Genomic DNA, 24,936 nt, shown 5'->3' with positions numbered 1-24,936 from the left:
GACACAATCCCTGAATCTACGGATGGGTAGCGGTTTGTTAACAAACCGCCAACGTATTCGCGAGCAGTGTAGCCCAAAGATGAACGCTATTCATAGGCAAATCCATTTCTTCTGGACGATTCTGAGCGTTAGAATGAGTCAACATTCGACGTACTCTATGAGAAAACTATGCGCATTCACATTCTTGGGATCTGTGGCACCTTTATGGGCGGGCTGGCGGTGCTGGCTCGTTCGCTAGGGCATGAGGTGACCGGCTCTGACGCTAATGTCTATCCGCCGATGAGCACGCTGCTGGAGAAGGAAGGGATCGACCTGATCCAGGGCTACGATCCTGCTCAATTGGATCCGGCGCCGGATCTGGTGATCATCGGTAACGCCATGACGCGGGGTAATCCTTGCGTTGAAGCGGTACTGGAACAGGGGATCCCTTACGTTTCCGGCCCGCAGTGGCTGCACGATTATGTGCTGCGCGATCGCTGGGTGCTGGCCGTGGCTGGCACGCATGGCAAGACCACTACCGCCGGTATGGCCACCTGGATCCTGGAAGCCTGCGGCTATCAACCGGGCTTTGTTATCGGCGGCGTTCCGGGCAACTTTGACGTTTCCGCGCGTCTGGGCGGTAGCCCGTTCTTTGTGATCGAAGCCGATGAGTATGACTGCGCCTTCTTCGACAAGCGTTCCAAGTTTGTGCATTACAGCCCGCGTACGCTGATCATGAATAACCTGGAGTTCGATCACGCTGATATCTTCGACGATCTGAAAGCGATCCAGAAACAGTTCCATCATCTGGTGCGTCTGGTGCCGGGCAAGGGCAAGATCATTTTGCCTGATAACGACAACCACCTGAAACAGGTGATGGCGATGGGCTGTTGGAGTGAGCAAGAGCTGGTCGGGGAAGAGGGCGCATGGCGCGCTCAAAAATTAACGCCGGACGCCAGCCATTATGCGGTGTTCCTCGACGGCGAACAGGTGGGCGAAGTGAAGTGGTCGCTGGTGGGTGAACACAACATGCACAACGGTTTGATGGCCATTGCCGCCACGCGCCACGTTGGTGTGCTGCCAGCCGATGCCTGTCGCGCGCTCGGTGAGTTTATCAATGCTCGCCGCCGTCTGGAACTGCGCGGTGAAGCTCATGGCGTTACGGTGTATGACGATTTTGCCCATCACCCAACGGCGATCCTGGCGACCTTGGCCGCATTGCGCGGCAAGGTTGGCGGTACCGCGCGCATTTTGGCTGTGCTCGAGCCGCGCTCCAACACCATGAAAATGGGGATCAGCAAGAATGATTTAGCACCGTCTCTGGGCCGTGCCGATGAGGTCTTCCTGTTCCAACCGCACCATATTCCCTGGCAGGTGGCGGAAGTCGCGGAAGCCTGTGTACAGCCGGCCCACTGGAGCGCCGATCTCGACACGCTGGTGGACATGATCGTGAAAACGGCCCAGCCTGGCGACCACATTTTGGTGATGAGTAACGGCGGCTTCGGTGGGATCCATGACCGTCTGCTGGAGGCATTGGCCCACAAGTCAGAACCTAAAGTGACTTATTGATCGTCGATTCAGTGTGACTGAAGCAAAACTAAAAGGCCGCTTGCGGCCTTTTCTTTTGCCCATAAAAAAGCCCTCGCGAGCGAGGGCAACGGGGTTCGTCGGATAGGACGACGAAGTTTCTTCAAGGAATCAGTGCTTACGATAGAACTCGGCAGTGGCAGTGACGAGGGTAATCAGTTCGGTAAGCAGGGCTCCCTGAATTGTTATTTGTAGATTTCGGCTGTCGCGTGCCAATTGCCGTTTTCGTAGGCTTCGATCACGCGGTAGGCTTTAGCGCCTTGTTTATCGGCTTTGTCAGACAGGGCCTGGCGAATATCGGAAGGCGCGCCGGTGACGCCGCTGACGGTGATGGTACCGGCAGACTGGAGCGTATTGGCCTGGTCGTTAGTGATTAACGTCGCGGCGGAAGCGCCGAACGAAACGACAGACAGCAGGCTAAGTGCAGCGAGAGTGGTTTTCATGTTCATGATAGTGCGTCCTGTTGTGATAACCGCCTGGAAGGGCTTTTGCAGCATTTTTGTACTTGAAGGCTGTTATCAGTGGTGCTCGGTACCAGAGTTATATTGCCCGTTGCCGGGTAACGCCTTGTACTTATTTGTAAATTTCTGCTGTCGCGTGGAAGTTACCTTCGTTGCGTGCTTCGATTACACGGTAAGCGGTCGCCCCTTTGGCATCGGCCTTTTCAGACAGTGCCTGACGGATATCTGAAGGTGCACCGGCAACGCCGCTGACGGTAATGGTGCCTGCAGATTGCATTTTTGCAGCCTGGTTTGCATCAACAGATTGTGCTGCAAATGCGCCGAAAGAAAGCATGGAGAGAACGCTCATAGTTGCGATGGTAGATTTAATTTTCATGATTTGACCTTTTCGTATTCTTTTATCAGTTCCAGTGAACTGTGATTTACGTCACGGAAATGAGTATACATCTAGTAACGCCAAAAATTAATAGTTCGCTAACAGTTTCTAGTGAAACTTTATTATGATGATCCTTATCTTTTATAACCAGATGGAATAAAAAGTGGTTATAAAACGATCTTTTGATGTTAAATTTATGTAATTTCAATAAGGTAAGTGCTTTTGACCAAAAGTGCGGAAGATCACAGTAGCTATCACTAGCTAAGCGGAAATGTCATTGAAATGTGTTGCGAAGAGAAAGAAACCTGGCGTTAAAAGTGGTAGGGGGAGGGGGAAAAGTAAGGATGGGGTTAAAGAAACGCTAACAAAACGCGACGGCTCGCCGCATTTTGTTAGCGTTATGCATCACAGCTCCTGTTCGAACAGGGTCAGGATGGCTTCGTACAGCTGGCGCGCGGTAAAGCTGCTGGCTGGGGTAACGAAAATGGTGTCGTCACCGGCGATGGTGCCGAGAATACCTTCGGATTTGCCCAGAGAATCCAGCAGGCGAGCAATGAGCTGCGCGGCGCCGGGGCTGGTGTGGATCACGACAACGGCATCGTTATGATCGACATCCAGCACCAGATTCTTCAGCGGGCTGGTAGTGGTCGGCACGCCGAGTTCAGCGGGAAGGCAATACACCATTTCCATTTTGGCATTGCGCGTACGCACCGCGCCGAACTTGGTCAGCATGCGCGATACTTTGGATTGGTTGATGTTTTCGAAGCCTTCTTCTTGCAGCGCCAAAACAATCTCGCCTTGAGAACTGAATTTTTCTTCTTTCAATAACGCTTTAAACGCCTTGATCAGATCTTCCTGCTTTGCGGGATTACGCATTTTGCACCGTGGAATGTTGACAATAGAAGTGATGATTATGCATATAAATGAATTTTTATGCAATAAAAGGACGCCCGGAAAAAATAACAATGCCCGGACAACGAGGAAAGGGCAGCATTTTAACAAAATCCGTACCCCATGAATATGCCCTTTCGGTGACCGAAAATGCCGCCCTCGGTGGTAAAGAAAATGTTATTAAAATGATGTTGTTCTGATGTTGTGTAAGGGTGTAATGTAACCGCCGGTTAACTTGCTCGTGAATAACCTCGCAGTATTTTTGATTAGTGTGCGCTATGCCCTTAATGCGTAAGCTATTTAATCTAAAATGAGCGCGACATCGGCTGTTTTATTGCGCCAGTTCTCAAACAGACTGTTAAGAGATTGTTTTTAAAGGTGTAATAATTTAAGGTCCGTAACCAACATATTCACGGCGCTTTATATATTTAAGATAATAAAGGAGTATAGGATGAAAGTTGCAGTTCTCGGTGCTGCTGGCGGTATCGGCCAGGCCCTCGCCCTTCTACTCAAAACCCAGCTTCCTTCAGGTTCTGAACTCTCTCTCTACGACATTGCCCCTGTTACCCCAGGCGTTGCCGTCGATTTAAGCCACATCCCAACCGCAGTGAAAATCAAAGGCTTCAGTGGCGAAGACGCTACGCCAGCTCTGCACGGTGCAGACGTGGTGCTGATTTCTGCAGGCGTTGCGCGTAAACCAGGTATGGATCGTTCAGATCTGTTCAACGTGAATGCAGGCATCGTGCGTAATCTGATCCAGCAAGTGGCAACCACCTGCCCGAAAGCCTGCATCGGCATTATCACCAACCCGGTCAACACCACCGTGGCTATCGCGGCAGAAGTGCTGAAGAAAGCCGGTGTTTATGACAAGAACAAACTGTTCGGCGTGACTTCGCTGGATATCATCCGTTCCAACACCTTTGTGGCTGAGCTGAAAGGCAAAAAACCTGAAGAGCTGAACGTACCGGTGATCGGCGGACACTCTGGCGTGACCATTTTGCCGCTGCTGTCGCAGATCCCTGGCGTGAGCTTTACCGATCAGGAAGTGGCCGATCTGACCAAACGTATCCAAAATGCGGGTACCGAAGTGGTTGAAGCCAAAGCCGGCGGCGGGTCTGCAACCCTGTCTATGGGCCAGGCGGCGGCGCGTTTCGGCCTGTCTCTGGTTCGTGCGCTGCAAGGCGAAAAAGGCGTGGTGGAATGTGCTTATGTGGAAGGCGATGGCAAATACGCTCGCTTCTTCGCGCAACCGCTGGTGCTGGGTAAGAATGGCGTTGAAGAACGCAAAGACATCGGCACTCTGAGCGCGTTCGAACAGAAAGCGTTGGAAGACATGCTGGATGTTCTGCACAAAGATATCGAACTGGGCGAAAAGTTTATCAATAACTGATCATCCAGCAGTGCATGAGTATGCATAGGCCGCCGGACAACGTACCGGCGGTTTTTTTATGCCCGCAGTTAGGACCGAATACGGGCTTTTCGATCCAGTAAGTTATTGGTATGGGGATCGAAATAGCGGCTCGGCCAGATTTCTGCAGGGTGTATATCGAGCGTTTCGGCAATCAGCCATTCTCCTTTTGGCCAGGGACGCGACAGTGCGTTTGCCAGCGTTGATGAGCTAAGTCCTGCCTTGCGCGACACCGCCGCCAGTGTCGTTCCCTTCTTACGTAAAGCCGCAATGATATCCGCCGGATGCCAATCCTTGTTCCTTGAGTTCATGTTTGCATTCCTTTTTTGATTAGCGAAAGTTCTGTTAGTGGTATAACTAACAGGTCAAGATTAATCGTTTGAACAACATGAAACGCTTATACGGAAACTAGGATACCACTAAATTTCTTAAAAAATATCCAATAAATTTCCTAAAAAAGATCTTCGCCTACTTTTGCCCAGAGAACATGGCCATGAAAAAAGAGTGGTTTGCCGCCAAGGAATTGACCGGCGTGGCAGGGTTACCTTCCTCACCACAGGGAATAAACTTGATGGCGCGTCGTGAAGGCTGGATCAGCCGCCGGCGCAAAGGCGTACAGGGAAAGGCGCTGGAGTATCACATTGACAGTTTGCCGACCGGTACGCGCAATTTACTGATCTTGAAAGAGGAACCGGCGCTGTATGAAGTTGAACGCAAGGATCCGCTGACGGTGTGGATTGAGTATTACTACCACCTGACGGAGAGCGAACGCGAAAAGATGTTGGCTTTCCTGATGCGAGAGGGGATTGGCGGCCTGCTGGCGCGTGTCTTTCCGGGGAAATGAACAGACCCGCATCGCGGGTCTGTGGAAACTGCAGGGCGTTTTTTATTTCTTAAAAATCGCGTTGAACCGCAAGATGGGCTAATCCTTCCAGCGCGGCACGGTGGGCAGACTCCGGCAACACCTGCAGTGCGGCAATCGCCTTGTCGGCCTCTTCCTCAGCGCGTTGGCGGGTATATTCCAGCGAGCCGCATTGCTCCATGGCCTGTAAAACCGGCTCCAGCAAATGACGACCGTTGCCCTGTTCAATCGCGCCGCGGATCATGGCTTTCTGCTCGCCTTCACTATTATGCATGGCATGCAGCAAGGGCAGCGTCGGTTTGCCCTCGTTAAGATCGTCACCGGTATTCTTACCCAGGGTGCTGCCGTCGGCGCTGTAATCGAGCAGGTCGTCGATCAGCTGGAAGGCGGTGCCGAGATAGCGGCCGTAATCCTGCAGCGCTTTTTCTTCTGCCTCGCTGGCGTCCGAAAGGATCGCCGAAGATTGTGCCGCCGCTTCGAACAGGCGTGCGGTTTTGCTGTAGATCACCCGCATGTAGCTTTCTTCGGTAATGTTCGGATCGTTCACGTTCATTAACTGCAGCACTTCACCTTCGGCAATCACATTGACCGCCTCGGACATCAGCGCCAATACACGGAGCGATTCCAGGCTGGTCATCATCTGGAAAGCACGCGTATAGATGAAGTCGCCAACCAATACGCTGGCGGCATTGCCGAAGGCAGCATTGGCAGTGGCCTTGCCGCGACGCATATCGGATTCATCCACCACATCATCATGCAGCAGGGTTGCGGTATGAATGAATTCGATCAGCGCAGCGACGGTAATGTGTTTATCACCCTGATAATGCAATGCCCGCGCCGCCAGAACGGCGATCATCGGGCGGATGCGTTTACCGCCACCACTGATAATGTAATAGCCAAGCTGATTGATGAGCGTGACATCGGAATTCAGCTGTTCGAGAATTGTTGCGTTCACGGCCGCCATATCTTGCGCGGTTAACTCGGTAATTTGCTCTAGGTTCATTGTATTTTTTTCAGCTGTGTTTCTCTTCACCGCGTTGAGATCGCTGCTCACATCGGTACATGGCGGTAACTGTCCTACTGATTGTACTTGAAAAACGCCTCAGATAAACGCCATGAAAGAAACTGTGCTTTTTTTCTTCTTTTTTCTACTTCTGGTCTTATTCTGCTCTTGTCATATGCTGGATTATTGCGTAGAATTCGCGCCCTATTGTGAATATTTATAGCGCGCTCTGTACTGAACAGTTGGGCACGCGGAAAGCGGAGTTTTATATGTACGCGGTTTTCCAAAGTGGTGGTAAACAACACCGAGTAAGCGAAGGTCAAACCGTTCGCTTGGAAAAGCTGGACATCGCAACTGGTGAAGCTGTTGAGTTTGACCAGATTCTGATGATTGCTAATGGCGAAGATATCAAAATCGGCGTTCCTTTCGTCGATGGCGGTAAGATCAAAGCTGAAGTCGTTGCTCACGGTCGTGGCGAGAAAATTAAGATTGTTAAGTTTCGTCGTCGTAAGCACCATCGTAAGCAGCAGGGCCACCGTCAGTGGTTCACTGACGTTAAAATCACCGGCATCAGCGCTTAAGTTAGGGGAGCAGATTAATGGCACACAAAAAGGCTGGCGGCTCGACTCGTAACGGTCGCGATTCAGAAGCTAAACGTCTGGGCGTTAAACGCTTTGGCGGCGAAGCAGTACTGGCAGGCAGCATCATCGTTCGTCAGCGCGGCACTAAATTCCACGCTGGTACCAACGTGGGTTGCGGCAAAGACCACACTCTGTTTGCTTTGAAAGACGGTAAAGTCAAATTCGAAGTTAAAGGCCCGAGCAATCGTAAATTCATCAGCATCGAAGCTGAATAATTTTTCGAGCCTTACGAAATAGATGTAAGCCCCGCAACTCGTTGCGGGGCTTTTTACATTTATGGGCTGCTTGTGCATCGGCCCGTCAGCGCTGGCAAAAGGTAAGATGGAAACGAAACAGCAGGTCGGAATTGGCATTTTCCTGGCGGTGACTACGGCAGTTTGCTGGGGTGCATTGCCGATTGCGATGAAAGAAGTGCTGGTAGTGATGGAGCCGTTTACCGTCGTTTGGTATCGATTTACCATCGCGGCGCTGGGGCTGGGGATCATTTTGGCCGTGCGCGGCAGATTGCCGCCGGTGACCATGTTCCGTCAACCACGCTGGCTGCTGATTTTGGCCATCGCCACCGCGGGCCTGCTGGGGAATTTTATCTTCTTCAGCTCTTCGTTGCAGTACCTTAGCCCGACCGCATCGCAGGTCATCGGCCAGCTGTCGCCGGTCGGTATGATGTTTGCCAGCGTGCTGGTTTTAAAAGAGCGGATGCGCATCACCCAGGTGATTGGCGCACTGATGCTGATTTGCGGGCTGCTGTTGTTCTTCAATGTCAGCCTGATTGAGATTTTCACCCGCCTGACGGATTACACCCTGGGGGTGCTGTTGGGCGTGTGTGCGGCGATGGTCTGGGTGACTTATGGCGTGGCGCAGAAAGTGTTACTACGTCGATTAGCCTCGCCGCAAATTTTGGTAATGTTGTACACTTTATGTGCGATCGCGCTATTCCCTCTGGCCAAGCCTGAGGTGATTTTCCAGCTCAGCGGCTGGCAATTAGCCTGTTTGCTGTTCTGTGGCGCCAACACGCTGATTGGCTATGGTGCGCTGGCGGAAGCCATGGCGCGCTGGCAGGCGGCGCAGGTGAGTGCGTTAATCACGCTGACCCCGCTGTTTACCCTGCTGTTTTCAGATTTGTTGGCGCTGGCCTGGCCACACGTATTCGCCGCCCCGACATTGAATGTCGTCGGTTATGTCGGCGCTTTCGTCGTGGTAGCGGGCGCCATGTTTTCCGCAATTGGTCACCGTTGGTGGCCGCGACGGGCAGAAACCCGCCTGGTTGCTCCTTTGAAGCAGCCCGGTGAATGATTTACGGAGACGGTAAATGAAGTTTGTAGATGAAGCAGCGATTTTGGTCGTTGCAGGTGACGGTGGTAATGGTTGCGTCAGCTTCCGCCGCGAAAAGTATATCCCGAACGGCGGCCCTGATGGCGGTGACGGCGGCGATGGCGGCGACGTCTATCTGTTGGCGGACGAAAACCTCAACACGCTGATCGACTACCGCTTTGAGAAATCTTTCCGTGCTGAACGTGGCCAGAACGGCCAAAGCCGTGACTGTACCGGCAAGCGTGGCAAAGATATCACCATCAAGGTACCGGTCGGTACCCGCGTGCAGGATCAGGGCACCGGTGAGATCCTCGGTGACATGACTCGCCATGAACAACGTCTGATGGTGGCGAAGGGCGGTTGGCACGGTTTGGGCAACACCCGTTTTAAATCATCAGTTAACCGTGCGCCGCGCCAGAAAACGCTGGGCACCGCCGGTGAAGCACGTGACATCTTGCTGGAGCTGTTGCTGCTGGCCGATGTTGGCATGCTTGGCCTGCCAAACGCCGGCAAATCCACCTTCATTCGTGCAGTGTCCGCCGCTAAGCCGAAAGTGGCCGACTATCCATTTACCACTCTGGTCCCAAGCCTGGGCGTGGTACGTATGGATCACGAACAGAGCTTCGTTATTGCCGACATTCCTGGCTTGATCGAAGGGGCTTCCGACGGTGCCGGCCTGGGTATTCGCTTCCTGAAGCACCTGGAGCGTTGCCGCGTTCTGCTGCACCTGGTGGATATCGCACCTATCGATGAATCCGATCCGGTAGAAAACGCCAAAGTCATTATCAACGAGTTGAATCAATACAGCGAAAATCTGGCGCAGAAGCCACGCTGGCTTGTTTTCAACAAGGTTGACCTGATAGGTGAGGAAGAAGCTGCCGAGCGCGCCAAGGCGATTGCAGAAGGCATGGGCTGGGAAGGCAAGTACTACATGATCTCCGCGGTGAATCGCGAAGGCGTGAATGCGCTGTGCTGGGACGTGATGAAGTTCATCAACACCCAACCGAAAGCCATGGCTATCGAAGAAAGCGCACCGGAGAAAGTCGAGTTCATGTGGGATGATTACCACCGTGAACAGATCGCTGAAGTGGAAGCTGGAGCGGAAGACGATTGGGATGATGACTGGGACGAAGATGACGACGAAGGCGTCGAAATCATTTACCAGAAATAATCTTGCAAAGAAAAGGGCTCAGTTAAGAACTGGGCCCTTTTTTTATCGGCATTATTTGTTCAGGACATTCTCAGGTAACCAGCATTGTGCATTCAGCCCGTGGGCATCCTGGCGATTTTCCAGAGTCAGACGGCCTTGGTGCAGTTGCACTATGCGGGTGACGATGTTCAGTCCCAGTCCGCTGCCGCCATAGCGTTGATCCATACGGCGGAATGCCTGAGTGAGCTCACCTTCCATTTGTTCTTTGATTCCCGGGCCTTCATCCGTCACTTGCAACTGATAGCCGGGTTTCTGCTGTGTCAGCTGCACCTGGATGCTGCTGCCTTCCGGGCTGTAGCGGTGGGCATTTTCTACCAGATTACGCAGCAGCAGGCGAAGCAGGACCGGATCGCCATGCATCGGGGCCGCCGTCGGGAGCTGCCATTGCAGTTTTTGTCTGCGCTGGCCGGTCAACTCCTCAAGTTCCTCTTGTAGCGGCAGGATCACGTCACTCACCCAATCGAAACGCTGATAGTGGCCGCTGGCAAAGTCTTGTCCGGCGCGTGCGAGCATCAACAGCTGTTCGACGGTGTGCATCAGTTGGTCGATGCGGGTGATCAACGGCTTACTTTGCGGGACCCCCTGTTTTTCCATTAACTCCAGGTGCAGTCGTATCCCCGCCAGTGGCGTACGTAACTCATGTGCGGCATCTGCGGTGAACAGCCGTTCCTGCTGGATGGTGTTATCCAACCGTGAGAACAGTTGGTTGAGTGTAGTGGTGACCGCCATAATTTCGAGGCTGTCTCCGCTGAGCGGCAGGGGCGTCAGGTTATCGGCGGAACGCTTCTCCAACCGTTGCTGCAGCTGATTGAGCGGGCGAATAATCCAGCTGATAGCCCAGAATGAGGCCAGCAGGGTGACGATCATCATGATCAGCGAAGGGGCGAGCAGTGAGGCTATCGCCTCGGCGATTTCCGTATCGACACGCTCGGTACGCACCTTGGCCGACAGGGTTTCATCCACCAGGAAACTGATTTGCTCCTGGCTTTCATGCCAGAGCCAAAAGGCGCTGATTAACTGGGTGACCAACAGGATCAGCGCCAGCATCAACAACAGACGACGGCGCATGCTGATCATGATGAGGATTCCAGACGATAGCCAATGCCACGAACGGTACGGATGCGGTCCTTGCCCAATTTACGACGCAGGTTATGGATATGCACTTCCAGCGTATTGGAGCCTAAATCATCCTGCCAGGTATAAAGATCCTGCTGCAACAGCTCGCGATTAACCGTTTGACCGGCGCGCATCATCAGGCGGGAGAGGATGGCGAATTCTTTCGGCGTCACCTCCACCGGCTGCTGCTGAACATAAACCTGCTGGCTGGAGAGATTGAGCTGGAGATCGTCCAACTGAATAAGATTGTCGCTGTGGCCCTGATAGCGGCGGATCAGGGCGCGCACGCGCGCCTGTAGTTCAACTAACGCGAAGGGCTTGACCAGGTAATCGTCAGCACCGGCATCCAGCCCGTCGACCCGGTCTTCCAGTGCGTCACGGGCGGTCAAAATCAGCACCGGCAGGTCGACTTGCTGGCGGCGCCACTGCCGCAGCAGGCTGGCGCCATCCATGTCGGGCAAGCCCAGATCGAGGATAATCATGCTGTATTGGCTGGTGATGAGCAGAGCATTGGCCTCCGCTGCCGTGGCGGCGCAGTCACAGGCATAGCCTTCCCCGGCTAATGCCAGTGCCAACCCTTGTTGCAGCAGCTCATCGTCTTCCACAATCAGCAGTTTCATCATAACCCTCAGTTATTCTGATAAATATCCCGATACAGGCGGCTTTCGAAACGCACCAGTGGTGCTCGACGCTGCTTTTGATCTTCCGGCGGTACGGCATAGCCTGACAGATACTGTACGAAGGCAAAGCGTTGGCCGCTGGCGGTTGTAATAAATCCGGCCAGGTTATATACGCCCTGCAGCGCACCGGTTTTGGCGGAAACTTTACCGTCGACACCGGCTTCGTGCAGCCCGCCACGGTAGCGCAGCGTTCCGTCGTAACCGGACAGCGGCAGCATCGAAATAAAGTTCAGCTCGCTGTCATGCTGCGCAATGTATTGCAGCGCCTGCATCATGGTCGCCGGAGCCAGCAGGTTATGGCGTGAAAGGCCTGAGCCGTCTACCACGATGCTGTTGCCCAAATCCACGCCGGCCTTCTGACGCAGCACCTGACGCACGGCGTCAGCGCCGGCACGCCAGGTACCTGGAACGCCAAAACGTTCATGACCGATGGTCCGGAAGACGGTATCGGCAATCATGTTGTCCGATTTCTTCAGCATAATCTTCAGCAATTCGTGCAACGGTGCTGATTGAGTCTGGGCGATCACCGTGCCTTTCAGGCCCGGCTGTGTCTGGCGCTTCAGGTGTCCGTCGATCTGGATACCGGCCTGGGTCAGCTCATCTTTCAGGATCGCCCCGGCGTAGCTGGCACCATCCTGAATGGCGAAGGCCAGCGGCAGGGGATCGCTGCGTTGGGTCAGGCAACCGGTCAGGGTAAAGCGGTTCAATTCGCCCGGCACCACATCCAGCTCGCAGTATTGGGCATCCGCAGACCCTTTCGCCAACGTGCGAACCTGGCTAAACATATTGACCGGATAATAGGAGGCCACGCGAATAAAGGCCATATCGCCCGGATTGGGGGCGCTGTACAGCGACACCGAGAAACAGTTGCGGTCGACTATCGCCGCCGCCGGCGGTGCGCTGAAACACTGCGTCAGGTCGTTCCACGGCCAGCCGGGGGCTTTGTCATGGCTGGCGAATACCGAGGTATCGACCAGCACATCGCCGGTAATCTGGCGCACGCCCTGTTTTTTCAGGATCGCCACCATGTTGCGCAGGCTCTGGCGCTTAAAGGTCGGATCGCCGCCAAAGCGGGCAATCAGGTTGCCGCGCAGCACGCCGTCGCTGATATCGGCCTGGCTCTCCAGCGTGGTGGTGAAGCGATAGTCTGGGCCGAGCTGCAACAAGGCAGCTAAAGCGGTCAGTACTTTTTGGGTACTGGCCGGCAACGCCATTTGCTGAGAGTGATAATCGATGGTCGGAGCGCTAGCGCCGATCTTCTGAACTACCAGGGCAAGGTTGGCCCCATCAGGCAAATATTGTGTGTAATCTTCAACCGGGGCCGCATTCGCATTCAGAACAAATGCGCAAGCCAATGCACTGACAATTCGTGAAAAACGCATAATCTCGGGATAACAGCTGGATAACGTGCCGTCATACTACGGTGCATTCAGGGAAAAAGTAAACGATGACCCTCAAGGAACTCTAGGCTAAAATGCGTATCAAAATGCAAAATCGATCCTGACTTGGGCAAGGGTTCCGAGTCAGGCTTCTTTTGTTTATCGCCTGGAGGCGGGGGGCACGTACCCACCGTTTTTTCATACGAACACGTCAGGATGACGGCTATTTGAACAGGAAAGATTTAGAGGTATTTATACTATGAAACAGATTCCGATGACCTTGTTTGGCGCTGAAAAACTGCGCGAAGAACTCGAATATTTGAAAGGCGTGCGCCGTCCGAAAATCATTGCGGACATCGCTGACGCCCGTGAACACGGCGATTTGAAAGAAAACGCAGAGTACCATGCGGCGCGTGAGCAGCAGGGATTCTGTGAAGGACGTATCCAGGAAATTGAAGCCAAGCTGTCGAACGCGCAGGTGATCGATATCACCAAGATGCCAAACAATGGCCGCGTGATTTTTGGCGCCACCGTATCGGTGCTGAACCTGGATAGCGAAGAAGAAGTGACCTACCGTATCGTTGGCGACGACGAAGCTGATTTCAAGAAAAATCTGATTTCTGTCAATTCGCCTATGGCACGTGGCCTGATCGGCAAAGAACAAGATGATGTGGTTGTGATAAAAACCCCGGGTGGCGATGTCGATTATGAGATCTTGAAGGTTGAATATCTCTGATCACCTTCCAATCGTGCAGAAAATCGCCAGGGTTTTGTAAAGAAAGGAAAAAGGCCGCGTGCGGCCTTTTATCTGAATCAGGTGCATGGCACCTTTTCGTTAACCCAATGCTTATTAACGCGGTAGACTGATCTTGCGCTCTTTAGACGGGCGGTAAAGAATAAGCGTACTACCGATGACTTGCACATTGCAGGCACCCGTTTCACGCACGATAGCGTCGGCGATCAGGGTTTTGGTTTCGCGATCTTCAGCAGCGATTTTTACCTTGATCAGCTCATGATGCTCCAGAGCCTGTTCAATTTCAGCCAGCACCCCTTCGGTGAGACCGTTATTACCCAGCATGACAACCGGTTTTAACGGATGCGCCAGGCCTTTCAGGTGCTGTTTTTGTTTATTATTCAGATTCATTGTCTTTTTTGCTTAAGTTGGGATTGAAAACGGTACATTCTACCGCCATCTCATGTATATCACCAAATCGGTCTTCATCGGTGTGAGTCTACATGAGCTGCGAACCTGACATTAAGACTCTTTTTATGATAGTTGGAAAACGAGATGGCTAATAAAAAGCGTTCTGCTAGCTCCAGTCGCTGGTTACAAGAACACTTTAGCGATAAATATGTGCAACAGGCGCAGAAAAAAGGGCTACGTTCGCGCGCCTGGTTTAAACTTGATGAAATACAGCAGAGTGACAAACTGTTTAAACCTGGTATGACCGTAGTAGATTTAGGTGCGGCGCCGGGCGGTTGGTCGCAGTATGTCGTGACCCAGATTGGCGGTTCCGGCCGCATCATCGCCTGTGATATTTTGCCAATGGATCCTATCGTTGGCGTCGATTTCCTTCAGGGCGATTTTCGTGATGAACTGGTGCTCAAGGCTCTGTTGGAACGTGTAGGTGAAAGTAAGGTTCAGGTGGTCATGTCTGACATGGCCCCGAATATGAGTGGCACTCCGGCCGTCGATATTCCAAGATCGATGTATCTGGTGGAATTAGCACTGGGAATGTGTCGTGATGTCCTCGCACCAGGCGGAAGTTTCCTGGTGAAGGTGTTCCAGGGAGATGGCTTTGACGAGTACCTACGGGAAATTCGCTCCCTGTTTACGAAGGTTAAGATTCGTAAGCCAGACGCTTCCCGCGCACGTTCGCGCGAAGTGTACATTGTAGCGACAGGGCGCAAGCTGTAGTACCCTAACGCTGTTTGTTAACACAGTTGTAATATGAGGTTAATCCCTTGAGTGACATGGCGAAAAACCTAATTCTCTGGTTAGTCATCGCGGTAGTGTTGATGTCTGTATTCCAGAGCTTTGGGCCCAGCGAGTCGAATGGCCGTAGGGTGGATTACTCTACCTTCATGTCCGAACTGACCCAAGATCAGGTTCGCGAAGCGCGAATCAATGGACGTGAAATTAACGTTACCAAGAAAGACAGTAACAAATACACGACCTACATCCCTGTCAACGATCCTAAGTTGCTGGATACGTTGTTGACCAAGAATGTGAAAGTGGTTGGTGAACCGCCTGAAGAGCCGAGTTTGCTGGCTTCTATCTTTATTTCATGGTTCCCGATGCTGTTGCTGATCGGGGTCTGGATCTTCTTCATGCGTCAAATGCAGGGCGGCGGTGGCAAGGGCGCGATGTCCTTCGGCAAGAGCAAGGCCCGCATGCTGACGGAAGACCAGATCAAAACCACTTTTGCTGACGTTGCCGGCTGTGACGAAGCGAAAGACGAAGTAAGCGAACTGGTGGAATACCTGCGCGAGCCGAGCCGTTTCCAGAAGCTGGGCGGCAAGATCCCGAAAGGCGTGCTGATGGTTGGCCCGCCGGGGACAGGTAAAACCCTGCTGGCGAAAGCGATCGCCGGTGAGGCGAAAGTGCCGTTCTTCACCATTTCCGGTTCTGACTTCGTGGAAATGTTTGTGGGTGTCGGTGCTTCCCGTGTGCGTGACATGTTCGAGCAGGCGAAGAAAGCGGCACCGTGCATCATCTTTATCGATGAAATCGATGCCGTCGGTCGCCAGCGTGGTGCCGGCCTGGGCGGCGGTCATGACGAACGTGAGCAGACGCTGAACCAGATGCTGGTTGAGATGGACGGCTTTGAAGGCAACGAAGGTATCATCGTTATCGCTGCGACCAACCGTCCAGACGTGCTTGACCCGGCGTTGCTGCGTCCAGGCCGTTTCGACCGCCAGGTTGTGGTGGGCTTGCCGGACGTGCGTGGCCGTGAGCAGATCCTGAAAGTGCATTCACGCCGCGTGCCACTGGCACCCGATGTTGATGCTTCTGTACTGGCTCGTGGTACGCCGGGCTTCTCAGGTGCTGACCTGGCCAACCTGGTCAACGAAGCTGCGCTGTTTGCCGCACGTGGAAACAAACGTGTTGTGTCGATGGTGGAGTTCGAAAAAGCCAAAGACAAGATCATGATGGGTGCAGAACGTCGCTCCATGGTGATGACTGAAGCGCAGAAAGAGTCGACCGCGTATCACGAAGCTGGCCACGCCATTATTGGTCGCCTGGTTCCTGAGCACGATCCGGTGCATAAAGTCACGATTATTCCTCGTGGCCGTGCGTTGGGTGTGACCTTCTTCCTGCCGGAAGGGGATGCGATCAGCGCCAGCCGTCAGAAGCTGGAAAGCCAAATCTCTACTCTGTACGGCGGTCGTCTGGCTGAAGAGATCATTTACGGACCGGAAAAAGTCTCTACCGGTGCCTCGAACGACATTAAAGTGGCGACCTCGATTGCCCGCAATATGGTGACCCAATGGGGCTTCTCCGAGAAGCTGGGGCCATTGCTGTATGCGGAAGAAGAGGGCGAAGTGTTCCTGGGCCGTTCAGTGGCCAAGGCGAAGCACATGTCGGACGAAACCGCGCGCATTATCGACCAGGAAGTTAAATCCCTGATTGAACGTAACTATGTGCGAGCGCGTTCGCTGTTGATGGAAAACATGGACATCCTGCATTCAATGAAGGACGCCCTGATGAAGTACGAAACCATCGACGCGCCGCAGATTGACGATCTGATGAACCGTAAAGACGTGCGTCCGCCAGCGGGTTGGGACGATGTGGGCAAGGGCAGCAATTCCGACAACGGTGGCACACCAAAAGCCCCGACGCCGGTTGATGAACCGCGCACACCAAACCCAGGCAATACCATGTCTGAACAGCTAGACAAGTAACTTTGGCTGTGTAATAACATCGAACCCCGGCATGCCGGGGTTTTTTATTGCCCGGCGGGCAGTGAACCAGGCAACAGTAAGGTGGATTAGCAATGCAGTTAACCGTGCGAGACATGACTCTCGATCTTTCCCATCCGCGGGTGATGGGGATCCTCAACGTGACCCCGGATTCTTTTTCTGACGGCGGCCAACACAACCAGCTCAATCAGGCTTTGCTGCACGCGCATGCGCTGATTTCGGCCGGTGCGACCATGATTGATGTGGGCGGCGAGTCGACAAGACCGGGAGCGGCTGAGGTCAGCGAAGACGAAGAGATCGCGCGCGTAGTCCCCGTCGTTGAAGCCATTGCCCGGCGTTTTGAAGTTTTTATCTCGGTAGATACTTCGAAAGCGGGGGTGATCCGCGAGTCGGCTCAGGCCGGTGCGCACCTGATCAACGACGTTCGCTCATTGCAGGAGCCGGGCGCATTGGCCGCTGCGGCGGAAAGCGGGTTGCCAGTGTGCCTGATGCACATGCAGGGTGAGCCACGAACCATGCAGCAGGCACCGCACTACGACGATCTTATTGGCGATGTGAACGCCTTTTTTCAGCATCATATCGAACGCTGTAATGTCGCCGGTATTACAAATCAGAAATTGCTGCTCGACCCCGGGTTCGGTTTCGGTAAGAATTTAGCGCACAATTATCAGCTTCTGGCCAGATTGTCTGAGTTTCATCACTTCGGCCTGCCGCTTTTGGTGGGAATGTCGCGTAAGTCGATGATTGGGCAACTGCTGAATGTCCCCCCTGATCAGCGGGTTATCGGCAGCGTAGCCTGCGCGGTTATCGCCGCCATGCAGGGAGCGCAGATTGTCAGAGTGCATGACGTTAAAGAAACCGTCGAGGCGATGCGTGTCGTCGAGGCAACCATTTCAGCTAAGGGATGATAGAGACATGAGCGAGCGCAAATATTTTGGTACCGACGGCATTCGTGGCAAGGTCGGTGATAGCCCTATTACCCCAGATTTCGTTCTGAAGCTGGGTTGGGCGGCGGGCAAGGTGCTGGCACGCCACGGTTCTCGTAAAATTATTATCGGCAAAGATACCCGTATCTCAGGTTACATGCTTGAGTCTGCATTGGAAGCCGGTCTTGCCGCGGCGGGGCTGTCTGCTTCCTTCACGGGGCCTATGCCGACGCCGGCGGTAGCCTATCTGACGCGTACCTTCCGTGCGGAAGCCGGTATTGTGATCTCCGCTTCTCATAACCCGTTTTACGACAACGGCATTAAATTCTTCTCCATTGATGGCGCGAAGCTGCCGGATCATGTGGAAGAAGCCATTGAAGCTGAAATGGAAAAACCGCTGACCTGCGTAGAATCTTCCGAACTGGGTAAAGCGAGCCGGATCATTGATGCTGCCGGCCGTTACATCGAATTCTGTAAAGGCACCTTCCCGAGCGAACTGAGCCTGAAAGGCCTGAAAATTGTGGTGGACTGCGCCAACGGCGCGACCTATCACATTGCGCCGAGCGTGCTGCGTGAACTGGGTGCCACGGTGATTGCCATCGGCGTTGAACCGGATGGCATGAACATCAATGAAAAATGCGGTGCAACAGACGTTCGCCAACTGCAAGAGCGCGTGCTGCAGGAGAAAGCGCACGTCGGTCTGGCATTTGACGGTGACGGTGACAGGGTGATGATGGTTGATCACCTTGGCCACAAGGTCGACGGCGACCAGATCCTTTACATCATTGCCCGTGAAGGATTGCGTCAGGGCCAATTGCGCGGTGGTGCGGTAGGCACGCTGATGAGCAACATGGGGCTCGAACTGGCACTTAAGCAACTGGGCATTCCCTTCGCCCGCGCCAAAGTCGGCGATCGCTATGTACTGGAGAAGCTGCAGGAACTGGGATGGCGCATTGGTGCGGAGAACTCCGGCCATGTAATCCTGCTGGATAAAACTACCACCGGTGACGGCATCGTTGCCGGTCTGCAGGTACTGACGGCGATGGTCCGCAACAACATGAGCCTGCACGACCTGTGCAGCGGCATGAAATTACTGCCGCAGATCCTGGTCAACGTGCGTTTTGTCGGCGAGCACAACCCGCTGGAGTCGGAAGAGGTGCGTAAAATCACCGAGCAGGTCGAGGCTGAACTGGCCGGCCGCGGCCGCGTGCTGCTACGTAAATCCGGTACCGAGCCGCTGATCCGTGTGATGGTGGAAGGCGAGGATGAGCAGCAAGTGACGGCATTGGCACATCGCATTGCCGACGCGGTGAAATCTGCGGGCTAACGCTTTTTTGATCGGTCCGGGGGCAACCGCTGCCCTCGGAAATCACAGCCTGCGAATTTTATTGGCGTTTTTTTCCGCAAACGCGCCGGTGGCTGCAAATTGCCCTTGCGTGGTTTGGCGCCTTTGGTTAGTATTCACACCCGCTTCAGTGGGCAGTTTGATATAACGCCTGCGACTTCTTAATAGAATTAGAAGCCTTTGGGGTGTGAAGCATTTGGCACGCGGTGAAGCCGCAAGGATACGGGTACAACTATGTACGAAGCTCTTCTGGTAATTTTCCTGCTGATCTCAATCGGGCTGGTTGCTCTGATTATGCTGCAGCAAGGTAAAGGCGCTGATATGGGAGCCTCATTCGGAGCAGGTGCTTCTGGCACATTGTTCGGTTCGAGCGGTTCCGGTAACTTCATGACCCGCATGACGGCTGTGCTGGCGACGCTGTTCTTCGTCATCAGTCTGATCCTGGGCAACCTGAGCACCAACCAGAGCAAGAAAGGCAGCGAGTGGGAAAACCTGGGTCAGCCAGTGAAATCTGAGCAGACTACCGCGCCGGCAGCACCAACCAAGCCGAGCAGCGATATCCCGCAGTAAGCAGCACGCAGTAACAGAGTTTGAAAACGGTTGTTATTACCTCATTAAAATAACGGCCGTTAGCAGTAAGAATCAGTACCGAGGTGGTGGAATTGGTAGACACGCTACCTTGAGGTGGTAGTGCCCTAACGGGCTTGTGGGTTCGAGTCCCATCCTCGGTACCAAATCCCAGAGATAACTTGCAATTTTGCGATTATCGGCGTAATATTTGCCACGTTTTCGGACGCGGGGTGGAGCAGCCTGGTAGCTCGTCGGGCTCATAACCCGAAGGTCGTCGGTTCAAATCCGGCCCCCGCAACCACTTTCCTTTAAGTGTTTATTTTCAAATACACTTTTCGATTGAATTCCGCTTTTCTCGATCAACATTTGAAAATGACACTTGTTAGAAAGTTGCACCGAAGCCGCTTAGCGGCAAACAGGGTCCAGTTGCATAAAGCCCCGAATTTTCGGGGTTTTTTGTTATTTGGCAACAGAATCACTGGGCTATTAGGCCCTTTTTTTATGTCTTGGGGGTGGGCTTGTCCACATTAGAGCAAAAATTAACAGAGATGCTTTCGGCACCGGTAGAAGCGTTGGGCTTTGAACTTGTAGGCATCGAATTTATTCGTGCGCGCCAATCGACGCTCCGTATCTATATTGACAGTGAAAACGGCATCAATGTTGACGATTGCGCTGATGTCAGCCACCAGGTCAGCGCTGTATTGGACGTCGAAGAGCCAATCACAGTCGCTTACAACTTGGAAGTCTCCTCTCCTGGCCTTGATCGCCCGATGTTCACCGCCGAACACTATACTCGTTTCCTCGGTGATGAAGTCAGCTTGGTCCTGCGCATGGCCGTACAGAACCGTCGCAAATGGCAGGGCATTATCAAGTCTGTCGATGGCGAGATGATCACGGTTACTGTGGAAGGGAAAGATGAAGTGTTCGCGCTGAGCAATATCCAGAAAGCGAACCTGGTACCCCACTTTTAAAGTTTGGATGAGGCAACTAGGATGAATAAAGAGATTCTGGCTGTTGTTGAAGCTGTTTCCAATGAAAAATCCCTTCCGCGTGAGAAGATTTTCGAAGCGCTGGAAACCGCATTAGCCACCGCCACCAAGAAAAAATACGAGCAGGAAATCGAAGTTCGCGTCAGCATTGACCGCAAAACTGGCGATTTCGATACCTTCCGCCGTTGGGTCGCCGTAGATGAAGTGACTCAGCCAACGCGTGAAATCACGCTGGAAGCTGCGCAGTATGAAGAGCCAGGCATCGAGCTGGGCGGTTACATCGAAGATCAGATTGAATCTGTTACCTTCGACCGTATCACCACTCAAACCGCGAAACAGGTTATCGTACAGAAAGTACGTGAAGCCGAGCGCGCTATGGTCGTTGATGCTTTCCGTCAGCACGAAGGTGAAATCGTCACCGGCGTGGTGAAGAAAGTTAACCGTGACAGCATCGCGCTGGATCTGGGCAGCAACGCCGAAGCGGTAATTGGCCGTGAAGACATGCTGCCGCGCGAAAACTTCCGTCCAGGCGACCGCATCCGCGGCATCCTGTACGCCGTTCGTCCCGAAGCCCGTGGTGCCCAGCTGTTCGTCAGCCGCTCCAGCGCCGAGATGCTGAAAGAACTGTTCCGCATCGAAGTACCGGAAATCGGCGAAGAAGTGATTGAAATTAAAGCGGCAGCCCGCGATCCAGGCTCCCGTGCGAAAATTGCAGTGAAAACCAACGACAAACGCATCGACCCGGTCGGCGCTTGCGTAGGTATGCGCGGTGCGCGCGTTCAGGCCGTTTCGAGCGAGCTCGGCGGTGAACGTATCGACATCATCCTGTGGGATGATAACCCTGCGCAGTTCGTCATCAACGCCATGGCGCCGGCAGACGTTGCCTCGATCGTGGTTGATGAAGATAATTGCACTATGGATATCGCCGTTGAAGCCAGCAATCTGGCACAGGCGATCGGCCGTAATGGCCAAAACGTGCGTTTGGCATCCCAGCTGTTAAAACAACACCGTGACGACGACCGTTGGGAACTGAACGTGATGACGGCGGACGATCTGCAGGCCAAGCACCAGGCCGAAGCTCATGCCGCCATTGATACCTTCACCAAGTATCTTGATATCGACGAAGATTTCGCCACCGTACTGGTCGAAGAAGGCTTCTCTACGCTGGAAGAATTGGCTTACGTGCCAATCAAAGAGCTGCTGGAAATCGACGGTCTGGATGAAGATATGGTTGAAGCGTTGCGCGATCGCGCCAAAGCTGCATTGACCACGCTGGCCCTGGCCCAAGAAGAAAGCCTGGGCGACCAAAAACCTGCTGACGATTTGCTCAACCTTCCGGGTCTTGAGCGCAGCATGGCCTTTAAACTGGCCGCGCGTGGGGTTTGTACGCTGGAAGATCTTGCCGAGCAGGGTGTTGACGATCTGGCTGATATTGAAGGGCTTAGCGATGAGCAAGCCGGCGAGCTGATTATGGCCGCACGTAATATCTGTTGGTTTGGCGACAACGCGTAATAAACTGTAGCAGGAAGGAACAGCATGACGACAGATGTAACCGTAAAATCGCTGGCAGCAGAGATTCAGACTCCAGTTGATCGCCTGGTACAGCAGTTTGCTGATGCAGGGATTAACAAGTCTGAGACAGACTCTGTAACCCAACATGAGAAAGAAGCCTTACTGGCGCACCTGAACCGTGAACACGGTAGCGCGCCTGGTAAGCTCACGTTGCAGCGCAAAACGCGCAGCACCTTGAATATTCCGAGCACCGGCGGTAAAAGTAAATCGGTGCAAATTGAGGTCCGCAAGAAACGCACTTATGTAAATCGCGATACGCCAGAAGCCCAACAGGCTGAAGCGGCAGAGCAGGCACAGCGTGAAGCGGAAGAGCAGGCACAGCGCGAAGCGGAAGAGCTAGCGAAACGCGAAGCAGAAGCGAAGCGCGCAGCCGAAGAGCAAGCCAAACGTGAGGCCGCGGAGATTGCTAAGCGTAATTCAGCGGAAAAAGAAAAAGTGACGAATCAACATACCGACGAAATGACCAAGCCAGCTCAGGCAGAAAAAGCACGCCGTGAAGCCGAAGCCGCTGAACTGAAACGTAAAGCGGAAGAGGAAGTACGCCGTAAGGTCGAAGAAGACGCCAAACGCGTAGCGGAAGAAGCTCGCCGCATGGCAGAAGAGAACGGTGAGAAGTGGGCCGAAGCTGAAGCAGCAAGCGCTGCGGTTGAAACAGCCGATTACCACGTGACGACCTCTCAGCACGCCCGTGCCGCTGAAGACGAAAACGACGCTAAAGTTGAAGGCGAACGCCGCAGCCGCACCCGTGGCGGTAAAGCGACCAAGCAGAAGAAAGGCAACAAGCTTTCCGAGTCTAAAGCAGACCGTGAAGAAGCGCGCGCCGTTACCCGTGGTGGTAAAGGCAAGCGTAAGCCAAGCACTCTGCAGCAGGGCTTCAACAAGCCAGCTCAGGTGGTTAACCGCGACGTTATTATCGGCGAAACCATCACCGTAGCCGAACTGGCTAACAAAATGGCGGTTAAAGGCTCTCAGGTCATCAAAGCGATGATGAAGCTGGGCGCAATGGCCACCATCAACCAGGTCATCGATCAGGAAACCGCGCAGCTGGTTGCCGAAGAGATGGGCCACAAAGTTATCCTGCGTCGTGAGAACGAGCTGGAAGAAGCGCTGATGAGCGACCGTGATACCGGTGCAGCGGCTGAGCCACGTGCGCCAGTTGTGACCATCATGGGCCACGTCGACCACGGTAAAACTTCTTTGCTGGACTACATCCGCTCCACCAAGGTGGCAGCAGGCGAGGCCGGCGGTATTACCCAGCATATCGGTGCTTACCACGTAGAAACCGACAACGGCATGATCACCTTCCTGGATACCCCAGGCCACGCAGCCTTTACTTCAATGCGTGCCCGTGGTGCTCAGGCGACTGACATCGTTGTTCTGGTTGTTGCTGCCGACGACGGCGTGATGCCGCAAACCATCGAAGCTATCCAGCATGCGAAAGCAGCGCAGGTACCGTTGGTGGTTGCAGTGAACAAAATTGACAAGCCGGAAGCCGATCCGGATCGCGTTAAGCAAGAACTGTCCCAGTACGGCGTTATGCCGGAAGAGTGGGGCGGCGAAGCTCAGTTCGTTCACGTATCTGCGAAAGCCGGTACCGGTATCGACGAACTGCTGAACGCTATCCTGCTGCAGTCCGAAGTTCTCGAACTGAAAGCAGTACGCAGCGGCATGGCCAGCGGCGTAGTTATCGAATCCTTCCTGGATAAAGGTCGTGGTCCGGTTGCTACCGTGTTGGTACAGGAAGGTACGCTGAACAAAGGCGATATCGTTCTGTGTGGCTTCGAATACGGCCGCGTGCGTGCGATGCGTGACGAACTGGGTCGCGAAGTGACCTCTGCGGGTCCTTCTATTCCGGTTGAGATCCTGGGCCTGTCCAGCGTTCCTGCCGCCGGTGATGAAGCGACCGTTGTGCGCGATGAGAAGAAAGCGCGTGAAGTTGCGCTGTACCGTCAAGGCAAGTTCCGCGAAGTTAAACTGGCGCGTCAGCAGAAATCCAAACTGGAAAACATGTTTGCGAACATGACCGACGGTGAAGTTTCTGAGCTGAACATCGTACTGAAATCCGACGTACAGGGTTCTTGTGAAGCCATCATGGATTCACTGTTGAAACTCTCTACCGACGAAGTGAAAGTGAAGATTGTTGGTTCTGGCGTAGGTGGTATCACTGAAACCGACGCAACGCTGGCAGCGGCTTCCAACGCCATCATCCTGGGCTTCAACGTCCGTGCCGACGCTTCTGCGCGCCGCGTGATTGAAGCAGAAAGCCTGGATCTGCGTTACTACTCCGTGATCTATAACTTGATCGACGAAGTGAAGCAGGCGATGAGCGGTATGTTGGCGCCTGAGTACAAGCAGCAGATCATCGGTCTGGCCGAAGTGCGTGACGTGTTCAAATCACCTAAATTCGGTGCTATTGCCGGTTGTATGGTTACCGAAGGTAACATCAAGCGTCACAACCCAATCCGCGTTCTGCGCGACAACGTGGTTATCTATGAAGGCGAGCTGGAATCCCTGCGCCGCTTCAAAGATGACGTTAACGAAGTCCGTAACGGCATGGAATGTGGTATCGGCGTTAAGAACTACAACGACGTGCGCGTCGGCGACATGATCGAAGTCTTCGAAATCATCGAGATCCAACGTACCATCGCTTAACGCTAGCACATCTGCTTAAGTCTTTTCTGGGGGGCCTTGTGCCCCCCGATTTGT

At 53.6% G+C, this 24,936-nt stretch carries 26 protein-coding genes and 2 tRNA genes; 19 read left to right on the top strand and 9 right to left on the bottom strand.

Features of this window, described 5'->3' with window-relative positions:
* Positions 1-168: 168 nt before the first annotated feature.
* Entirely contained in the window at positions 169-1,548 is a 1,380-nt protein-coding gene (gene mpl / locus AAZT04_RS23735; RefSeq protein WP_020824934.1) for a UDP-N-acetylmuramate:L-alanyl-gamma-D-glutamyl-meso-diaminopimelate ligase, read from the top strand.
* Between the two features lie 203 nt (positions 1,549-1,751).
* On the opposite strand, the gene yhcN (AAZT04_RS23730) is transcribed toward mpl, so the two are convergent.
* The 3 genes from yhcN (AAZT04_RS23730) to argR form a co-directional block, all read right to left on the bottom strand.
* Complete coding sequence (gene yhcN / locus AAZT04_RS23730) at positions 1,752-2,015, bottom strand: peroxide/acid stress response protein YhcN (RefSeq protein WP_020824935.1); 264 nt, start codon at positions 2,013-2,015, stop codon at positions 1,752-1,754.
* A gap of 124 nt (positions 2,016-2,139) precedes the next feature.
* Positions 2,140-2,403, bottom strand: coding sequence for a peroxide/acid stress response protein YhcN (gene yhcN, locus AAZT04_RS23725; protein ID WP_048762811.1), 264 nt, complete (start codon positions 2,401-2,403; stop codon positions 2,140-2,142).
* 405 nt (positions 2,404-2,808) lie between these two features.
* Complete coding sequence (gene argR, locus AAZT04_RS23720) at positions 2,809-3,279, bottom strand: transcriptional regulator ArgR (protein WP_020824937.1); 471 nt, start codon at positions 3,277-3,279, stop codon at positions 2,809-2,811.
* A 47-nt stretch (positions 3,280-3,326) separates the two neighbouring features.
* Here argR and AAZT04_RS23715 point away from each other — a divergent pair, with 47 nt between their 5' ends.
* The gene (locus tag AAZT04_RS23715; RefSeq protein WP_153263177.1) at positions 3,327-3,494 is read left to right on the top strand and encodes a hypothetical protein; all 168 of its coding nucleotides are present in this window, start codon (positions 3,327-3,329) and stop codon (positions 3,492-3,494) included.
* 251 nt (positions 3,495-3,745) lie between these two features.
* Entirely contained in the window at positions 3,746-4,684 is a 939-nt protein-coding gene (gene mdh, locus AAZT04_RS23710) for a malate dehydrogenase (RefSeq protein WP_020824938.1), read from the top strand.
* Positions 4,685-4,752: 68 nt separating this feature from the next.
* Here mdh and AAZT04_RS23705 read toward each other — a convergent pair whose 3' ends face one another.
* Positions 4,753-5,013, bottom strand: coding sequence for a helix-turn-helix domain-containing protein (locus tag AAZT04_RS23705; protein WP_020824939.1), 261 nt, complete (start codon positions 5,011-5,013; stop codon positions 4,753-4,755).
* Between the two features lie 182 nt (positions 5,014-5,195).
* On the opposite strand from AAZT04_RS23705, the gene AAZT04_RS23700 reads away from it, so the two are divergent.
* Positions 5,196-5,546, top strand: a complete 351-nt coding sequence (locus tag AAZT04_RS23700) for a DNA-binding protein (protein WP_048762812.1) — start codon at positions 5,196-5,198, stop codon at positions 5,544-5,546.
* Between the two features lie 49 nt (positions 5,547-5,595).
* Here the strand turns inward: AAZT04_RS23700 and ispB are convergent, their stop codons facing one another.
* Entirely contained in the window at positions 5,596-6,567 is a 972-nt protein-coding gene (ispB, locus tag AAZT04_RS23695; protein ID WP_046374652.1) for an octaprenyl diphosphate synthase, read from the bottom strand.
* A 269-nt stretch (positions 6,568-6,836) separates the two neighbouring features.
* On the opposite strand from ispB, the gene rplU reads away from it, so the two are divergent.
* The 4 genes from rplU to cgtA all read left to right on the top strand — a co-directional run bounded on the left by rplU (position 6,837) and on the right by cgtA (position 9,690).
* Entirely contained in the window at positions 6,837-7,148 is a 312-nt protein-coding gene (gene rplU / locus AAZT04_RS23690) for a 50S ribosomal protein L21 (RefSeq protein ID WP_004933561.1), read from the top strand.
* 17 nt (positions 7,149-7,165) lie between these two features.
* Positions 7,166-7,423, top strand: coding sequence for a 50S ribosomal protein L27 (gene rpmA / locus AAZT04_RS23685; protein WP_004933559.1), 258 nt, complete (start codon positions 7,166-7,168; stop codon positions 7,421-7,423).
* A gap of 106 nt (positions 7,424-7,529) precedes the next feature.
* A complete protein-coding gene (locus AAZT04_RS23680; RefSeq protein WP_041415179.1) occupies positions 7,530-8,501 on the top strand; it encodes a DMT family transporter in 972 nt (323 codons plus the stop codon).
* Between the two features lie 16 nt (positions 8,502-8,517).
* The gene (gene cgtA, locus AAZT04_RS23675) at positions 8,518-9,690 is read left to right on the top strand and encodes an Obg family GTPase CgtA (RefSeq protein ID WP_434682014.1); all 1,173 of its coding nucleotides are present in this window, start codon (positions 8,518-8,520) and stop codon (positions 9,688-9,690) included.
* A 51-nt stretch (positions 9,691-9,741) separates the two neighbouring features.
* Here the strand turns inward: cgtA and pmrB are convergent, their stop codons facing one another.
* The 3 genes from pmrB to dacB are packed head-to-tail and all read right to left on the bottom strand — an operon-like array spanning position 9,742 to position 12,907.
* Complete coding sequence (gene pmrB / locus AAZT04_RS23670; protein WP_434682012.1) at positions 9,742-10,806, bottom strand: two-component system sensor histidine kinase PmrB; 1,065 nt, start codon at positions 10,804-10,806, stop codon at positions 9,742-9,744.
* A complete protein-coding gene (gene pmrA, locus AAZT04_RS23665; RefSeq protein WP_020824945.1) occupies positions 10,803-11,465 on the bottom strand; it encodes a two-component system response regulator PmrA in 663 nt (220 codons plus the stop codon). Before pmrA ends, pmrB begins: the two co-directional genes overlap by 4 nt.
* Before the next feature lie 8 nt (positions 11,466-11,473).
* Positions 11,474-12,907: a serine-type D-Ala-D-Ala carboxypeptidase gene (gene dacB, locus AAZT04_RS23660; RefSeq protein WP_434682009.1), complete on the bottom strand. Its 1,434-nt coding sequence runs from the start codon at positions 12,905-12,907 to the stop codon at positions 11,474-11,476.
* A 256-nt stretch (positions 12,908-13,163) separates the two neighbouring features.
* Between dacB and greA the strand changes: the two genes are divergently transcribed.
* A complete protein-coding gene (greA, locus tag AAZT04_RS23655; RefSeq protein WP_020824947.1) occupies positions 13,164-13,640 on the top strand; it encodes a transcription elongation factor GreA in 477 nt (158 codons plus the stop codon).
* Between the two features lie 114 nt (positions 13,641-13,754).
* On the opposite strand, the gene yhbY is transcribed toward greA, so the two are convergent.
* Positions 13,755-14,048 (bottom strand): ribosome assembly RNA-binding protein YhbY, encoded by a 294-nt coding sequence (gene yhbY / locus AAZT04_RS23650; RefSeq protein ID WP_004933536.1) that lies wholly within the window; start codon positions 14,046-14,048, stop codon positions 13,755-13,757.
* Positions 14,049-14,192: 144 nt separating this feature from the next.
* On the opposite strand from yhbY, the gene rlmE reads away from it, so the two are divergent.
* The 10 genes from rlmE to infB all read left to right on the top strand — a co-directional run bounded on the left by rlmE (position 14,193) and on the right by infB (position 24,882).
* Complete coding sequence (gene rlmE, locus AAZT04_RS23645; RefSeq protein ID WP_012004940.1) at positions 14,193-14,822, top strand: 23S rRNA (uridine(2552)-2'-O)-methyltransferase RlmE; 630 nt, start codon at positions 14,193-14,195, stop codon at positions 14,820-14,822.
* A gap of 56 nt (positions 14,823-14,878) precedes the next feature.
* Positions 14,879-16,810 (top strand): ATP-dependent zinc metalloprotease FtsH, encoded by a 1,932-nt coding sequence (gene ftsH / locus AAZT04_RS23640; RefSeq protein ID WP_041414147.1) that lies wholly within the window; start codon positions 14,879-14,881, stop codon positions 16,808-16,810.
* 92 nt (positions 16,811-16,902) lie between these two features.
* Positions 16,903-17,736 (top strand): dihydropteroate synthase, encoded by an 834-nt coding sequence (gene folP, locus AAZT04_RS23635; protein ID WP_149573648.1) that lies wholly within the window; start codon positions 16,903-16,905, stop codon positions 17,734-17,736.
* 7 nt (positions 17,737-17,743) lie between these two features.
* Positions 17,744-19,081, top strand: a complete 1,338-nt coding sequence (gene glmM, locus AAZT04_RS23630; RefSeq protein WP_048762815.1) for a phosphoglucosamine mutase — start codon at positions 17,744-17,746, stop codon at positions 19,079-19,081.
* Positions 19,082-19,333: 252 nt separating this feature from the next.
* Positions 19,334-19,669 (top strand): preprotein translocase subunit SecG, encoded by a 336-nt coding sequence (gene secG, locus AAZT04_RS23625; protein ID WP_020824951.1) that lies wholly within the window; start codon positions 19,334-19,336, stop codon positions 19,667-19,669.
* A 77-nt stretch (positions 19,670-19,746) separates the two neighbouring features.
* Positions 19,747-19,833, top strand: a tRNA-Leu gene (locus AAZT04_RS23620).
* Positions 19,834-19,893: 60 nt separating this feature from the next.
* Positions 19,894-19,970: transfer RNA gene (locus tag AAZT04_RS23615), tRNA-Met, on the top strand.
* Positions 19,971-20,187: 217 nt separating this feature from the next.
* Entirely contained in the window at positions 20,188-20,640 is a 453-nt protein-coding gene (gene rimP / locus AAZT04_RS23610; protein ID WP_071827073.1) for a ribosome maturation factor RimP, read from the top strand.
* A 21-nt stretch (positions 20,641-20,661) separates the two neighbouring features.
* Complete coding sequence (gene nusA, locus AAZT04_RS23605) at positions 20,662-22,170, top strand: transcription termination factor NusA (RefSeq protein WP_004952855.1); 1,509 nt, start codon at positions 20,662-20,664, stop codon at positions 22,168-22,170.
* Between the two features lie 24 nt (positions 22,171-22,194).
* Positions 22,195-24,882: a translation initiation factor IF-2 gene (gene infB / locus AAZT04_RS23600; RefSeq protein ID WP_020824953.1), complete on the top strand. Its 2,688-nt coding sequence runs from the start codon at positions 22,195-22,197 to the stop codon at positions 24,880-24,882.
* Positions 24,883-24,936: the final 54 nt, after the last annotated feature.

Origin of the sequence: Serratia sp. Je.1.23.a, from assembly GCF_051129805.1 — a bacterium.
Lineage (GTDB): Bacteria > Pseudomonadota > Gammaproteobacteria > Enterobacterales > Enterobacteriaceae > Serratia > Serratia liquefaciens.
The sequence above is the reverse complement of the archived record's forward strand: the minus strand, read 5'-3'. Positions and strand labels throughout refer to the sequence as shown.

What these genes read in the sequence shown, in the direction of transcription:
- mpl (WP_020824934.1), top strand. Translation starts at nt 169, where the DNA reads ATGCGCATTCACATTCTTGGGATCTGTGGCACCTTTATGGGCGGGCTG.
- yhcN (WP_020824935.1), bottom strand. Translation starts at nt 2,015, where the DNA reads ATGAACATGAAAACCACTCTCGCTGCACTTAGCCTGCTGTCTGTCGTT.
- yhcN (WP_048762811.1), bottom strand. Translation starts at nt 2,403, where the DNA reads ATGAAAATTAAATCTACCATCGCAACTATGAGCGTTCTCTCCATGCTT.
- argR (WP_020824937.1), bottom strand. Translation starts at nt 3,279, where the DNA reads ATGCGTAATCCCGCAAAGCAGGAAGATCTGATCAAGGCGTTTAAAGCG.
- AAZT04_RS23715 (WP_153263177.1), top strand. Translation starts at nt 3,327, where the DNA reads ATGAATTTTTATGCAATAAAAGGACGCCCGGAAAAAATAACAATGCCC.
- mdh (WP_020824938.1), top strand. Translation starts at nt 3,746, where the DNA reads ATGAAAGTTGCAGTTCTCGGTGCTGCTGGCGGTATCGGCCAGGCCCTC.
- AAZT04_RS23705 (WP_020824939.1), bottom strand. Translation starts at nt 5,013, where the DNA reads ATGAACTCAAGGAACAAGGATTGGCATCCGGCGGATATCATTGCGGCT.
- AAZT04_RS23700 (WP_048762812.1), top strand. Translation starts at nt 5,196, where the DNA reads ATGAAAAAAGAGTGGTTTGCCGCCAAGGAATTGACCGGCGTGGCAGGG.
- ispB (WP_046374652.1), bottom strand. Translation starts at nt 6,567, where the DNA reads ATGAACCTAGAGCAAATTACCGAGTTAACCGCGCAAGATATGGCGGCC.
- rplU (WP_004933561.1), top strand. Translation starts at nt 6,837, where the DNA reads ATGTACGCGGTTTTCCAAAGTGGTGGTAAACAACACCGAGTAAGCGAA.
- rpmA (WP_004933559.1), top strand. Translation starts at nt 7,166, where the DNA reads ATGGCACACAAAAAGGCTGGCGGCTCGACTCGTAACGGTCGCGATTCA.
- AAZT04_RS23680 (WP_041415179.1), top strand. Translation starts at nt 7,530, where the DNA reads ATGGAAACGAAACAGCAGGTCGGAATTGGCATTTTCCTGGCGGTGACT.
- cgtA (WP_434682014.1), top strand. Translation starts at nt 8,518, where the DNA reads ATGAAGTTTGTAGATGAAGCAGCGATTTTGGTCGTTGCAGGTGACGGT.
- pmrB (WP_434682012.1), bottom strand. Translation starts at nt 10,806, where the DNA reads ATGATCAGCATGCGCCGTCGTCTGTTGTTGATGCTGGCGCTGATCCTG.
- pmrA (WP_020824945.1), bottom strand. Translation starts at nt 11,465, where the DNA reads ATGAAACTGCTGATTGTGGAAGACGATGAGCTGCTGCAACAAGGGTTG.
- dacB (WP_434682009.1), bottom strand. Translation starts at nt 12,907, where the DNA reads ATGCGTTTTTCACGAATTGTCAGTGCATTGGCTTGCGCATTTGTTCTG.
- greA (WP_020824947.1), top strand. Translation starts at nt 13,164, where the DNA reads ATGAAACAGATTCCGATGACCTTGTTTGGCGCTGAAAAACTGCGCGAA.
- yhbY (WP_004933536.1), bottom strand. Translation starts at nt 14,048, where the DNA reads ATGAATCTGAATAATAAACAAAAACAGCACCTGAAAGGCCTGGCGCAT.
- rlmE (WP_012004940.1), top strand. Translation starts at nt 14,193, where the DNA reads ATGGCTAATAAAAAGCGTTCTGCTAGCTCCAGTCGCTGGTTACAAGAA.
- ftsH (WP_041414147.1), top strand. Translation starts at nt 14,879, where the DNA reads ATGGCGAAAAACCTAATTCTCTGGTTAGTCATCGCGGTAGTGTTGATG.
- folP (WP_149573648.1), top strand. Translation starts at nt 16,903, where the DNA reads ATGCAGTTAACCGTGCGAGACATGACTCTCGATCTTTCCCATCCGCGG.
- glmM (WP_048762815.1), top strand. Translation starts at nt 17,744, where the DNA reads ATGAGCGAGCGCAAATATTTTGGTACCGACGGCATTCGTGGCAAGGTC.
- secG (WP_020824951.1), top strand. Translation starts at nt 19,334, where the DNA reads ATGTACGAAGCTCTTCTGGTAATTTTCCTGCTGATCTCAATCGGGCTG.
- nusA (WP_004952855.1), top strand. Translation starts at nt 20,662, where the DNA reads ATGAATAAAGAGATTCTGGCTGTTGTTGAAGCTGTTTCCAATGAAAAA.
- infB (WP_020824953.1), top strand. Translation starts at nt 22,195, where the DNA reads ATGACGACAGATGTAACCGTAAAATCGCTGGCAGCAGAGATTCAGACT.